The sequence below is a fragment of the Streptomyces glaucus genome, from assembly GCF_039533365.1.
Classification (GTDB): Bacteria; Actinomycetota; Actinomycetes; order Streptomycetales; family Streptomycetaceae; genus Streptomyces; species Streptomyces glaucus.
Genome location: NZ_BAAATK010000001.1, coordinates 254851 through 267422, shown reverse-complemented (window position 1 = coordinate 267422; position 12572 = coordinate 254851). Strand labels below are relative to the sequence as shown.

The following is a 12572-nucleotide window of genomic DNA, read 5'->3' as shown; positions in this document are numbered from 1 at the left end:
GGGCCGGCGCCGGGCCGTACGGCGCTCGCGCACCTCTCACGAGGCCGGCAGCAGTACCGCCGGCAGCGGCGTGGCGGCCGGCAGCGCCGGGAGCGTCACGGCCGGCAGCGAAGGCGCCGGTGCCGGGGCCGACGCGCCGGGCGACTCCTCCGGTTCGGGCAGGAGCAGCTTCGAGAGGTCGGCGCCGCCCAGCGCGTCGAGGAGGTCGTCCAGCTCGGTCAGCAGGTCGTCGACCGACGAAGTCACCTCGTCGACGCTGTCGGTGTCGTCGGTGTCGTCGACGTCGTCGGTGTCGGTGTCATCGGTGTCGGTGTCGTCGGCGTCATCGGTGTCGGTGTCGGTGTCGGTGTCAACGGCGTCATCAATGTCGTCGACGTCGTCGGTGTCGTCGGTGTCGGTGTCGGCGGTGCCGGCGACGTCCTCGGCGGTGGCCGCGTCCAGAAGGCCTTCGAGGGCTTCCTGGACGGCCTTCAGCACGTCCTCCAGCACATCGTCCGGGGCGATGGCGCGCCGCCCGGACTCCCCGGGCCCGGCAGTGGGTCCGGCGGTGGGCCCGGCGGTGGGTCCGGCGGTGGGCCGGGCGGGAGCCGGCGGCAGGGCGCCCGTCGCGGGGGCCGACGCCGTCGGCGCGGCCGAGCGCGCCCGGGCCTTCGCGACCGCGTCGGCCAGGGCGGCCCGTGCGGCGGCTCCCAGTTCCTCGGCCTCGCGGGGCGACAGCCGGCCGCCGTCCTCCTCGAGCACGGCGGTCAGCAGGTCGGCGACCGGGGCGAGACCGCTCCGGTCGAGTTCTCCGGTCACCGCCAGACGCGCGTCCGCGCCGGTGAGCCGGGTGCCGGCCGAGGCCGCGCGGCCGTGCTCCCGGGCCGAGTCGGCCGCCATGGCGGCGGGGCCGGTGATCCCGACCAGGAGGGCGGCGCACAATGCGCTGGACGCGATACGCCGGGCGGGCAGAGCACGCATGGGGATTCCTTTCGGCGGGCGTTGGATCTGAACCCACCGTGAAAGCACCCGCGGGCCCCCGCAACCGCTCGTAGGCCCTTCGTGACGCCTCCGCTTTCCCGTCCGCGCCGTCCGGCCGGCCGGACGGCGCGTCAGACGGAGCGGACATGGCGGCCGTCGGGGAGGGCGGCGGCGGTCACCCGTCGCGGCGGACCGCCGGGAGAGCGCCGGCGCCGGGCTGGACGCGCCGCACCGTTCGGCGGTGTCCGTACCTCCGAACGCGTGAAGCCGGAGAGGGAATCGGCTTCACCATTCCGACACACTTTCCATGTTTCGTCAGGTTTGTCCGTTTGGTGGCTAGAGTTGCGGACCTCCCACCCCTTCGCCCGGCGGACACCGCGCACGTGTGCCGCCCTCCGCCACCCCGAACCGTTTTCGAAAGGGCACCGACGGTCATGTGCCATTCCCTGGGTCCGCTGCTGCACCGCGCAACCGTGGGCGTCCTCGCCCTCGCCGCGATGTGGACGCCCGTCGGCGCCCCGGCCGCCGCGGCGGCCGCGCCCCCCGCGCCGGAGGCGGACGCCCTCGCGTTCACCCGGCGGTACCACGCGCTGCAGCACGGCGGCATCGTGCGCGCGGCCAACGCGTCCATCAGCTGCCGCACCGCCCCCCAGGCGCCGGACCCCGGGCGGGACACGGCGTCCGCGTGCTCGTCCGCGCGGGCGGGCGGAGCCGGCGCGAACGGCGACTTCGACATGTTCTACACCGATGTCGACCACGACCCGAACACCTACAACTCCTCCCGCGCGGAGGTCCGCCTGCCCGCCGGCGCGCGGGTGACGTACGCGCGCCTGTACTGGGGCGGCAACCTGCGCGTGGGCGAGCAGAAGCCGCCGGAGGACAACGGGCGGGTGCTGATCGCCGAACCCGGCGGGGCGTACAAGGAACTGCTCGCGGACACGGTCGTCGGACACCGCGTGGCGGACGGCGCGGACGCCTTCCAGGCCTCGGCGGACGTCACGCCGCTGGTGCGGGACAGCGGGCCGGGCCTGTACACCGTGGCGCAGGTCAACGTGGCCATGGGCAGGTCGGCGGCCGGCGCGTGGGGCGGCTGGACGCTGGTGGTGGCGTACGAGAACCCGGCGGAGCCGCTGCGGCACCTCGCGCTCTGGGACGGCTTCGCCCCGCTGCGGTCCGGCGGGGACCAGGAGGTCCGGCTCGACGGCGCGGGCTTCCCCGCGGGCGCGGGCGGCCGCGCGGGCCTGGTGGCGTACAACGGCGACCGCGGCACCGCCGGCGACTCGCTCACGCTGACGGCCGGATCCGCCTCCACCGCGCTCGCCGACTCCGCCAACCCCCGCGACGACGTGCTGAACTCCACCATCAGCGGACCCGGAGCCGATCCGGTGCGGGTGCCCGCGTACGCCAACACCCTGGGCTACGACTCCGACGTGTTCGACCTCGGGGGCGGGCTGCCGCACGCCGGGGACCGGCTGGCCCTCCGGCTCCGGTCCTCGCGGGACACGGCGTGGGCCGGCGTGCTCTTCGTGGCCGCCGACGCCCGGCAGTGAACCCGGTGCCGACCGCCCCGAGCATCCCCGTGAGCGAGGAGACCGCACCCGTGCACGCGTCGTCCGCCTCTTTTCGGCCCCGGGTCCTGCACGTCACCCAGCCGGTCGACGGCGGGGTCGCGCGCGTCGTGACGGACCTGGTCCGGGCGCAGCTGGCAGACGGCCTGGACGTCACCGTGGCCTGCCCCGGCGGCGCGTTCGCCGACGGGGTGCGGGCGCTCGGCGCGGCGGTGCGGCACTGGCCCGCGACGCGGTCGCCGGGCTCCTCCCTGGCCCGGGAGGTGCGGTGCCTGGCGCGCGTGGCCGGCGAGGTGCGCCCCGACCTGGTGCACGCGCACAGCGCGAAGGCCGGACTCGCCGGGCGGCTCGCGGTGCGCGGGCGGATCCCGACGGTCTTCCAGCCGCACGCCTGGTCGTTCGAGGCGGTCGGCGGGGGCACCGCCGCCCTGGCGCTGCGGTGGGAGCGATGGGGCGCGCGGTGGGCCGGGCGGGTGGTGTGCGTGAGCGAGGCCGAGCGCGCGACCGGCGTGCGCGCCGGGATCGCCGCCCGCTGGGCCGTCGTCCCCAACGGCATCGACCCCGAGCGCTTCCGCCCGGCCGCCGCCGGCACCGCACGGGCCGGGCTCGCGCCGCTCGCCGGCCTCGACCCGGCGGCGCCGCTCGCGGTCTGCGTGGGCCGGCTGTGCCGGCAGAAGGGACAGGACGTCCTGCTGCGGGCCTGGGAGGCGGTCGTGCGCCGGGTGCCCGGCGCCCGCCTGGTGCTGGTCGGCGACGGACCGGACCGCGACCGGCTGCGCGCGGACGCCCCCGGGTCCGTGCTGTTCGCGGGCGCCGTCCCCGACGCCACCGCGTGGTACCAGGCCGCCGACCTCGTCGTCCTGCCGTCCCGCTGGGAGGGCATGGCGCTGGCCCCGCTGGAGGCGATGGCCTGCGGGCGGGCCGTGGTGGTCACGGACGTCGACGGCGCCCGCGAGAGCCTGCCGCCCGCCCTCGCCGCCCGGTGCCTGGTCCCGCCGGAGCAGCCGGCCCGGCTGGCCGCGGCCGTCGCCGAGTTGCTGCTCGACCCGCCGCTGCGCGCGTCGCTCGGCGACCGGGGCCGCCGGCACGTGCTGTCCGCCCACGACGTGCGGCACGCCGCCGAGCGGATCGCGGACGTCTACCGCGACCTGCTCGACGCGGCGCCCGCCGGCCGAAGCCCGCGCCCGCCCCGGGCGGGGATCCCCCCGTTCGGGCGGAGCCGGGGGCGGGGGAGCACCGAGGCCCGCGGCGCCGCACCCGGCCGGCCGCTCGACACGGGCCGAGGCGTCCAAGCGCACCCGGCACCCCAGCACGCCGAGTCCGAGCACAGGGAGTCCATCCACTCGTGAGTGCCGAACGTACCGTCCCCTCCCCCGGCGTGCAGCCGTGGGACCGCGGGCCCTCCTCCGTCTCGGTCATGCCGCCGCGCGGCGCCGCCACCGGTCCCCGGTTCCCCGTCCCGCGGCGCCCGGCCCGGCCGGCCTCGCCGCTCCCGTTGCTCGTCGCGGACGGCGTCGCCGCCGTGGCGGGCACGCCGGCGCTGACCGAGGCGCAGCGCCAGCCGCTGCTCGTCACCCTGCTGATCGCCGTGTCGCTGCTGCTGCGCCCGCGCGGGGCCCGGCCGCCGGTGCCGGGGCTGCTGGACGAACTGCCCGCCGTGTGGAGCCGCGTCGTGGTCGCCTGGCTGGTGCTCGCGGTGGTGTGGACGGCCTGCCGGCCGGAGCACGCGCTGTCCGCCGGCACCGTGCTGGCGGGGCTCGCCCTGCAGGCGTCGGCGGCCTGCGCGCTGCGCGGGGCCGTGCACGGGCGGCGGCGCGCGGCGCTGCTGCGCCGTCCGCACACCGCGCTCGTCGTCGGCCCGGCGGCGACCGCGCAGCGCGTGGCCGCCGCCGTGCTGCGCCACCCGCGGTGCGGGGTGCGGCCGGTGGGGGTCGTCGCCGAGCAGCCGGACGGCGCCGAGGGTCTGCCGGTGCTGACGACCGGCGAGGAGGTCGAGCGCGCGGTCATCCAGAACGGGGTGCGGGCGGTGCTGACCGTGCACCCCTCCGTCCGCGCCGACCAGGGGCCGCTGCTGCGGGAGCTGGCCGAGTCGGGCTGCGTGGTCTGGGAGGTCGACGCCGACGCCCCGTCGTACGCGGCGCGGGAGCGGCTGGCCGGTTTCGCCTGCCGGCGGCTGGAGCTGGGCCCGCGGCGCCGGGGCGGCGCGGGCAAGCGGCTGCTCGACGTCCTCGTGTCGGGCACGCTGTTGCTGCTGGTGAGTCCGCTGATCCTGGCGTGCGCGCTGGTGCTGCGGGTCAGCGACGGGCCGGGCGTGGTGTTCCGGCAGGAGCGCATCGGCCGGGACGGGCGGCCGTTCACGCTGCTGAAGTTCCGCACCCACCGCCCGGCCGACGAGCACGAGTCGGCGACCCGGTGGAGCGTGGCGAACGAGAACGAGATGCGCTGGTTCTGCCGCATGCTGCGGCGCACCTCGCTGGACGAGCTGCTCCAGCTGTGGAACGTGCTCCGGGGCGACATGAGCCTGGTCGGGCCGCGGCCCGAACGCCCCTACTTCGTGGCGCAGTTCAGCCAGGCCTACCCCGGCTACGCGGCCCGCCACCGGATGCGGACCGGTGTCACCGGCCTCGCCCAGGTCCACGGGCTGCGCGGCGACACCTCGATCGAGGACCGCTGCCGGTTCGACAACGCCTACATCGACGACTGGTCGCTGTGGCAGGACGTGTGCATCCTGCTGCGCACCGCGGCCACGCTGGTGCGTCCGACGGGGAGCTGACCGACGTGAGCCACGTCCTGACCCCGCTCTCGCGCCGGGCCGCCGCCGCGGCGCCGGTCCTGCCCCTGGTGGCCGTGCCCGCCGTGCTGGCCCTGCCGCCGGCGTCGGACGGCGCGGGGCCCGCCGACGTGGTCTCGGGGCTGGCGGTGGGGTACTGCGTGCTCCTCGTCCTGCGCGAGCGGCGGGGGCGGCGCCCGCTCGCGCCCGCCGCGGCGGTGGTGCTGGGCCTGCCGGTCGTGGGGCTGGCGCTCGCCGCCATGGGGGCGTCCTCGCCCCAGGCCGGGCTGACCGGCCTGGGGCGCTATCTGCAGGTCTTCGTGCTCGTCCCGGCGGCGGTGCTGCTGCTGGTCCGCCGCCGGTCCGACTTCCGGCTGCTGGCCTGGTCGTTCGTCGGGCTCGGGCTGTGGCAGGGGGCCGTCGGCGTGCACCAGTACGTCACCCGGACCGGCGCCTCCTACCAGGGGGAGAACATCCGGGCGGTCGGCACCTTCGGGCCGCACGACGTGATGGGCATGGCGACGGCGGTCTCCCTCGGCCTGATGTGCGCGGCCGGGATCGCGCTGGGCCCGGCGTCCGTACGGCAGCGGACGCTGGCCGCCGGGTGCGCCGTGGCCCTGCTGCCGCCGCTCGCGCTCTCCTTCAGCCGGGGCGCCTGGATCGCGACCGCCGTGGCGGGCGCCGTGCAGCTGGTGCTGGCCGGGCCGCGGCGCGCGCTGAAGGTGGCCGCCGCCGCGGCCGCCGCCGGCGTGGTCCTGGTGGGCGGGTTCGGCGTGGGCACGGACTCGCTGCAGCAGCGCATCGACAGCATCGCGCGGGTCGCCGACGCCCCCGACCAGTCCGTCGTCGACCGGTACACCCTGTGGGGGGCCGCCGCCGGCATCTGGCGCGAGCATCCGCTGACCGGCGTCGGGCTGAAGGGCTTCCCCGAGCACCGGGACGGGCACGCCACGCTGGCGCTGTCGTCGGGCAGCGACATCGACGGCGCGGGGGTGACGTACCAGAGGCAGGCGCTGCTGTCGCCGCACAACATGTACCTGCTGGTGCTGAGCGAGCAGGGCCTGGTCGGGCTGCTCGCGCTCGCCGGGAGCTGGCTGGCGCTGCTGGTGCGCGGGGTGCGGCGGCTGGTGCGCGGCCGCCGCCGCGCCCGCGGTCCGGGGCCGGACTGCGGGCTCGTCGCCTGCGGGCTGCTGGTCTGGCTGCTGACCGACTTCGGGTACGGGGACATCGGCGGCCCCTCGACCGTGCTGACCGCCGTGGCCCTGGGGCTCGTGGCGTGGTGGGCGCTGGCCGGCGACGCGCGGGCGGACGGGGAGCGGACCGACGGGGAGCGGGCCGGGGCGCGCGGGCGCGTCGAGGAGGCCCCGGCGCGATGACGGTGGTGCCCCCACGATCCCCCGGTCCCGGCACGGACGGCACGGCGACCGTCCCCGCGGCACGGACCGCCGCCACCGCCGGGGCCGGCGCCGACCCGGCCCCCGCCTCCGGGCGGTTCCTCGCCCGGGCCGCGCTGGTGACGGCGGCGCTGTCCGTCGCCGGCTCCCTGCTCGGCCTGGTGCGCGACCAGGCGCTGGCGCGGCTGTTCGGGGCCGGGAGCGACACGGACGCCTTCCTGGTCGCGTGGACCGTGCCGGAGCTGGCCGCCACCCTCCTCATCGAGGACGGGCTGTCGATCGCGCTGATCCCGGCGTTCAGCATGGCGCTGGCCCGCCGTGCCCGGGGCGCCGCGGGCGACCCGGTGCGCGCCCTGGTCGCCGCCACGCTGCCCCGGCTGTGCCTCGCCTTCGCCGCGGTGGCCGCGCTGGTCGCCGGCACCGCCCCCCACCTGGTCCGGGTCCTCGCGCCCGGCCTGCCCGACCCCGGTCTGGCCGCCGACTGCACCCGGCTCACGGCGACCTGCGTGCTGGCCTTCGGGCTCGCCGGGTACTGCAGCGCCGCCCTGCGGGCGCACCGCCGCTTCGTGGCGCCCGCCGCGATCTACGTCGCCTACAACACCGGCATCATCACCGCGATGTTCCTGTTCGGCGAGCGCTGGGGCGTGCGCTCCGCCGCGGCCGGGGTCGCGGCGGGCGGCTGCCTGATGGTGGCGGTGCAGCTGCCGTCGCTGTGGCGGCAGCTGAGGTCGCGTACGCCGGCCCCGGGCGAGGCCGGCCCCGATGCCGGGGAGCGGCCGATGCGGCCGGCCCTGGTCGCCGCCGTGCTGCTGTTCGCGCTGTGCCGCCAGTCGCAGGTCCTCGTCGAACGCTTCCTCGCCTCCGACCTGCCCGCCGGGGCCATCTCGCACCTGAACTACGCGCAGAAGGTCGCCCAGATCCCGATGACGTTGTCGCTGATGCTGTGCACCGTCACCTTCCCCGTGGTGGCGCGGGCGCTCGCGGACGGCGACACCGAACGGGCGCGCAGCCGGGTGGAGCGGGACCTGGCGCTGGCCTCCGGCCTGGTGCTGCTGGGCATGTGCGCGGTGATCGCCTGTGCCCCGCAGATGATCGAACTGCTCTTCCAGCGGGGCGCGTTCACCGCGGACGACACCGCGGCGACGGCGGACGTCATGCGCGTGTACGCGCTCGGGCTGCTGGGCCAGACCCTGGTGGGTGCCCTGGTCCGCTCGTACTTCTCGGCGGGCCGGCCCAGCTGGTACCCCGTGGGCGTGATGGCCGTGGGCGTCGCGGTGACGTGCGCGCTCGGCGTCGTGACCGCGGGCGCCTGGGGCGTGGCGGGGATCGCCGCCGCCAACGCCCTCGGCATCACCGTCACGGCCGCCCTGCTGCTCACCGGCCTGCGCACCACGCGGCGCACCGGCCCCCGCGGCGTCTCGGTCCGTGTCCGGCCGGTGCTGGCCGAACTGGGCAGGCCCGGGTGCGCGGCGGTCGCCGCCACCCTCGCCGGGGCGTTCGCCGCCGGCCGGTTCGCCTCCCCGGCGGCGGGGCTGGCGGCCGGCTGCCTGACCGTGACCGCCGTGTTCGTCCCGCTCGCCTGGGCCCTGGGCGCCCAGGGCTCCGCATCCGCTGCGCGCTCCGTACGCGCCGTCACGAGAAGGCTCACCCATGGCTGCTTCCGTCGGTCCCGTTGACTCCGCCCCCGCCGGCGGGCTCCCCGCCCCGCGCCCGGGCCCGGTCCCGTGGGTGGCGATGTACCACTCGGTGGGCGACTGCTCGGACGACCCGTACCGCATCACGGTCACGCCCGAGCGGCTCGGCCGGCAGCTGGCCTGGCTGCGCCGGCGCGGGCTGCGCGGCGTGTCCGTGGCCGAGCTGCTCGCCGCCCGCGCCCGGGGCGCGGGGCGGGACCTGGTCGGGCTCACCTTCGACGACGGGTACGCCGACTTCGTCACCGCCGCCCTGCCGCTGCTGCGCCGCTGGGAGTGCACCGCCACCCTCTTCGTGCTGCCCGGGCGGCTCGGCGGCGACAACGCCTGGGACCCGCTCGGCCCGCGCAAGCCGCTGCTGGACGCGGACGGCGTCCGGCGGGCGGCCGCCGAGGGCGTGGAGATCGGCTCGCACGGGCTCACCCACGTCGACCTCACCGAGGCGGACGACCTCACCCTGAAGGCCGAGGTCGTCGAGAGCCGCGCCCGGCTCGCGGAGCTGACCGGCGCCCCGGTGGACGGCTTCTGCTACCCGTACGGCACGGTCGACGCCCGCGCCGTCGCGGCCGTGCGGGAGGCCGGGTACGCCTACGCCTGCGCCATCGACCCCGGCCCGCTGACCGGTCCGCACGCCCTGCCGCGGGTGCACGTCGGGCAGCACGACACGGCCTGGCGGCTGTACCTGAAGCACCGGCTGCACCGGCTGCGGCGGCGCCCGGTGGAGGGCCTGTGAGATGAGGGCCCTGCACATCATCACCGGTCTCGGCGTCGGCGGGGCCGAGCAGCAGCTGCGCCTGCTGCTGCGTCACCTGCCCGTCGACTGCGACGTCGTGACGCTCACCAACCCCGGTGCGGTCGCCGAGGGGCTGGCCGCCGACGGGGTGCGCGTCACGCACCTGGGCATGGGCGGCAACCGCGACCTGGCCGCGCTGCCGCGCCTGGTCCGGCTGATCCGCGCCGGCGGCTACGACCTGGTGCACACCCACCTGTACCGGGCCTGCGTCTACGGCCGGCTCGCCGCGCGGGCCGCCGGAGTCCGCGCGGTCGTCGCCACCGAGCACTCCCTGGGCGAGTCGCAGATGGAGGGCCGCAGGCTGACGGCGGGGGTGCGGGCGCTGTACCTCGCCAGCGAGCGGCTCGGCCGGACGACGGTCGCCGTCTCCCCGGCGGTGGCCGGCCGCCTCGAACGCTGGGGCGTGCCCGCGCCCCGCATCGAGGTCGTCCCGAACGGCATCGACCTGGACCGCTTCCGCTTCGACCCGGAGCGGCGCGAGCGCACCCGCCGGCGCCTCGGGCTGCCCGGGGACGCGTACGTCGTCGGCGGTGTCGGGCGGCTCGCCCCGGGCAAGCGGTTCGACGTCCTGGTCCGCGCGCTCGCCCGGCTCCCGGACGACCACTGGCTGCTGCTGGTGGGCGGCGGCCCCGAGGAGCACGTCCTGCGCCGCACCGCCCACGAGGCCGGTGTGGCCGGCCGTGTCCTGTTCACCGGCGAGCGCCCCTACGTCCCCGACGGCTCCCCGGGCCCCGACCTGCCCGCGCTCGCCTGCGCGATGGACCTGCTGGCGTCCCCGTCCGCGGAGGAGGCGTTCGGCCTGGCGGCCGTGGAGGCGCTGGCGTCCGGCCTGCCCGTGCTCTACGCCTCCTGCCCGGCGATCGAGGACCTGCCGCCGTCGGCCGTCACCGGGGCCCGGCGCGTGCGCGGCGGCCCGGAGGCGTACGCCCGTGCGATCGCCGGGGTCCGCGCGGCGGGTCCGGGGCCGCGCACGGCGCCGGAGGCCGCGCACCGCTACAGCATCACCCGCAGCGCGGCCCGCCTCATGGACGTGTACGCGGCAGCGGTCCGCAGTTCGTCGTCGTCCCTCTCACCTCTGGGAGTCAGTCCCTCATGACCGACACTCCGCCCCGTCAGCGCCGCCTGTCCCTTGACCGCGTCAGGGGGCTGCCGTCCTGGTCCGTGCTCGCGGCCGGCGTCTTCGCCGGGGGCCTGCTCGGCGGCGCGTACGGCGTGTTCACCCCCCCGGCGTACACGGCCACCAGCTACGTCGTCGCCGTGCCGACCGCCAGGTCCACCCCGGACGCCGCCCTCGGTTTCGCGCAGGCGTACGGCCGGGTCGCCACGCAGCTCGCGGTGCTCGGGGACGCGCAGGTGTGGGCGGGCGTGCCGGTGCGGACCCTGCAGCGCAGCGTGCGCACGGCGACCTCGCCGGACGCGCCGATGGTCGCCGTCTCGGCCACCTCCGAGCACCCCGGCCTCGCCGTCGACATGGCCAACGCCGTCTCCCGGGCGCTGACCCGGCACGCGGACGACAGCCGGAGCAGCACCCAGGTCCGGCTGGTGCAGTTCTCGCGGGCGGTCGAGCCGAGCGAGCCGGCGTCCGCGTCGTCGGGGGTGACCGCGCTGGTGGGCGCGAGCGCGGGCGGGCTGCTGGGCGGGCTGGCCCTGCTGGCGCGGCCGCGCGGGACCGGCCGGGACGGCGATCCCGGCCCCACCGCCTCGGTGCCCGGCCCGGCGGCCGCCGCCGACGCGCGGGGGCAGCGGTGACGCCGGCGGGCCCGGCCGGGCCCGCTCCCGCGGAGCGCGGCGCCCGTGCCGAGCCGGCCCCGGACCGGAAGCGGCCGTGCGGGCGGCGCCGCCCGGTGGTGACGGCGGGTTCCGGCACGGACCGGCCGCCGCAGGCCGGTCCGCTAGCGGTCACGCGACCACCAGTCGAAGCGGAGGCAGAGTTTCCCGCCGAGCCAGTGCTCCACCCAGCTGCCCAGGTCCAGCGGCGTGCAGCCCTCCGGGGGCGGCGGCACGGCGGGCCCGGCGGGTGCGGCGGGCCCGGGTGTGGGCGTGGATGCCGGGGCCGGGGTCGCCCCGTCGGCGCCGCCGGCGAGGAAGGACCGGTAGAGCTCGGCCGACCGCGGGTTGTCGGCGCACCGCCACACACCGTGCGGGCAGTAGTCGGTCAGCGTGTGGTAGAGCGGCCGGTGCTCGGCGATCCACGCGAGCATGCGCCGCATGTACTCGGGGTTGTCGCCGTTGCGGAAGAGTCCCCACTCGGGATACGAGACGGCCTTGCCGTGGGCCTTCGCGAACTCCACGTGCGCCCGCAGCCCGTAGGGCTCGTCCACCTGCCGGTCGAACGGCATTCCGGCCGGCTGGTCGTAGGAGTCCATGCCGATGATGTCGACCGTGTCGTCCCCCGGGTAGCACTCCGTCCAGGGAACGGCGTCCCTGCCGCGGCTCGGCGCGAAATCGAACCGGAACCTCTGCCCCGGCACCGACCGCATGGTGGTGACGATCCTGTTCCAGTACGTCTTCCAGGCCTGCGGGTCCGGCCCGCAGCGATGGGTGTACGTGGTGCCGTTCATCTCCCAGCCGAGCACGAGGACCGTGTCCGGCACCCCCAGGCCGACCAGCCGCTCGGCGAGGGCGCGGAAGTGGTGGTCGAACTCCCCGGCCGCGCCCTGCCGCAGCAGCCGCCGGACCTCGTCGTCGGAGACGCCCTCCTCGTTGCGCTCCTGCAGGGGGACGTTGAGGACGAGCATCCGGTCGGGATCCTGGTTGCGCCAGTGCGCCCACGCGTCGAGGAAGCCGGGGGCGCCCTCGATGTCGCGCCAGCGGTGGCCGGGCAGGTAGGTGTGGCCGACGCGGAGCTCGGCGCCGCCCAGCCAGTGGCTGAACAGCGGCATGCGGGCCACGCCGCGGGCGTCGGAGCCGAGGAAGGCGCCGAAGGCCGGGGGCCGCTCGCCCCCCGCCGGGGTGGTCGCCGGGGCCGGGACCGGTGCCGGGGTGGTCGCCGGGGCCGGGACCGGTGCCGGGGCGCGGGCGTCGTCGGCCGGTACCACCCCCACTCCGGCCCGGGGGCCGGACGCCAGGGCGGCCGACGCGGCGACCACCACCGCGCCCGCGGCCAGCCGGCCGGCCCGGACCCGCTTGTGGTGTGGAGCCATGCCTGCACCTCTCCTCTCTCTCGTCCGGCCCTCAGCCCTCGTCTCCCTGCTGACCAGCCGTCACAGGAAGTCAGACACAGGGGAACCGGCGGCGCCACCGCCGTTGGGGCTTTCGAGTGCCGCGCCCGCCCGTGCGGGTGAGCCGGCCCCGAAGAAACCCGCCAGGAAGGAACCGGCCCGGGAGAAGCCGGCCCGGCGGAAGCCGATCCGCGGGAAGCCGGCCCGGGAGAGGCGAAGCGAAGGAAGCCGGTCC

10 protein-coding genes are annotated in these 12572 nt (G+C 77.5%); 8 read left to right on the top strand and 2 right to left on the bottom strand.

The annotated features are described in order from the left end of the window. Window positions 1-36: 36 nt before the first annotated feature. Entirely contained in the window at window positions 37-960 is a 924-nt protein-coding gene (locus tag ABD363_RS01175; protein WP_344599427.1) for a hypothetical protein, read from the bottom strand. Between the two features lie 434 nt (window positions 961-1394). On the opposite strand from ABD363_RS01175, the gene ABD363_RS01170 reads away from it, so the two are divergent. Genes ABD363_RS01170 through ABD363_RS01135 form a run of 8 tightly spaced genes read left to right on the top strand, consistent with a single transcriptional unit; the run spans window position 1395 to window position 10925 of the window. Then, window positions 1395-2510, top strand: coding sequence for a DUF3344 domain-containing protein (locus ABD363_RS01170; protein WP_344599426.1), 1116 nt, complete (start codon window positions 1395-1397; stop codon window positions 2508-2510). A gap of 50 nt (window positions 2511-2560) precedes the next feature. Beyond that, on the top strand, window positions 2561-3877 hold the full coding sequence (locus tag ABD363_RS01165; RefSeq protein WP_425577924.1) for a glycosyltransferase: 1317 nt from the start codon (window positions 2561-2563) through the stop codon (window positions 3875-3877). Continuing rightward, window positions 3874-5301, top strand: coding sequence for an exopolysaccharide biosynthesis polyprenyl glycosylphosphotransferase (locus ABD363_RS01160; RefSeq protein WP_344599424.1), 1428 nt, complete (start codon window positions 3874-3876; stop codon window positions 5299-5301). Before ABD363_RS01165 ends, ABD363_RS01160 begins: the two co-directional genes overlap by 4 nt. A gap of 5 nt (window positions 5302-5306) precedes the next feature. Further along, the gene (locus ABD363_RS01155) at window positions 5307-6674 is read left to right on the top strand and encodes an O-antigen ligase family protein (protein WP_344599423.1); all 1368 of its coding nucleotides are present in this window, start codon (window positions 5307-5309) and stop codon (window positions 6672-6674) included. After that, window positions 6671-8368: a murein biosynthesis integral membrane protein MurJ gene (gene murJ / locus ABD363_RS01150; protein WP_344599422.1), complete on the top strand. Its 1698-nt coding sequence runs from the start codon at window positions 6671-6673 to the stop codon at window positions 8366-8368. Before ABD363_RS01155 ends, murJ begins: the two co-directional genes overlap by 4 nt. Then, complete coding sequence (locus ABD363_RS01145) at window positions 8343-9116, top strand: polysaccharide deacetylase family protein (protein ID WP_344599421.1); 774 nt, start codon at window positions 8343-8345, stop codon at window positions 9114-9116. The genes murJ and ABD363_RS01145 overlap by 26 nt, the downstream gene beginning before the upstream one ends. 1 nt (window position 9117) lies before the next feature. Further along, window positions 9118-10272 carry a glycosyltransferase gene (locus ABD363_RS01140; protein WP_344599420.1) on the top strand — a complete coding sequence of 385 codons (1155 nt, stop codon included), beginning with the start codon at window positions 9118-9120 and terminating at the stop codon, window positions 10270-10272. Further along, window positions 10269-10925, top strand: a complete 657-nt coding sequence (locus ABD363_RS01135; RefSeq protein ID WP_344599419.1) for a YveK family protein — start codon at window positions 10269-10271, stop codon at window positions 10923-10925. Before ABD363_RS01140 ends, ABD363_RS01135 begins: the two co-directional genes overlap by 4 nt. A 143-nt stretch (window positions 10926-11068) precedes the next feature. On the opposite strand, the gene ABD363_RS01130 is transcribed toward ABD363_RS01135, so the two are convergent. Next, complete coding sequence (locus ABD363_RS01130; protein WP_344599418.1) at window positions 11069-12319, bottom strand: glycoside hydrolase family 26 protein; 1251 nt, start codon at window positions 12317-12319, stop codon at window positions 11069-11071. Window positions 12320-12572: the final 253 nt, after the last annotated feature.

Coding starts and splice junctions, on each gene's coding strand:
- ABD363_RS01170 (WP_344599426.1), top strand. CDS start 1,395: ATGTGCCATTCCCTGGGTCCGCTGCTGCACCGCGCAACCGTGGGCGTC.
- murJ (WP_344599422.1), top strand. CDS start 6,671: ATGACGGTGGTGCCCCCACGATCCCCCGGTCCCGGCACGGACGGCACG.
- ABD363_RS01145 (WP_344599421.1), top strand. CDS start 8,343: ATGGCTGCTTCCGTCGGTCCCGTTGACTCCGCCCCCGCCGGCGGGCTC.
- ABD363_RS01140 (WP_344599420.1), top strand. CDS start 9,118: ATGAGGGCCCTGCACATCATCACCGGTCTCGGCGTCGGCGGGGCCGAG.
- ABD363_RS01130 (WP_344599418.1), bottom strand. CDS start 12,319: ATGGCTCCACACCACAAGCGGGTCCGGGCCGGCCGGCTGGCCGCGGGC.
- ABD363_RS01175 (WP_344599427.1), bottom strand. CDS start 960: ATGCGTGCTCTGCCCGCCCGGCGTATCGCGTCCAGCGCATTGTGCGCC.
- ABD363_RS01135 (WP_344599419.1), top strand. CDS start 10,269: ATGACCGACACTCCGCCCCGTCAGCGCCGCCTGTCCCTTGACCGCGTC.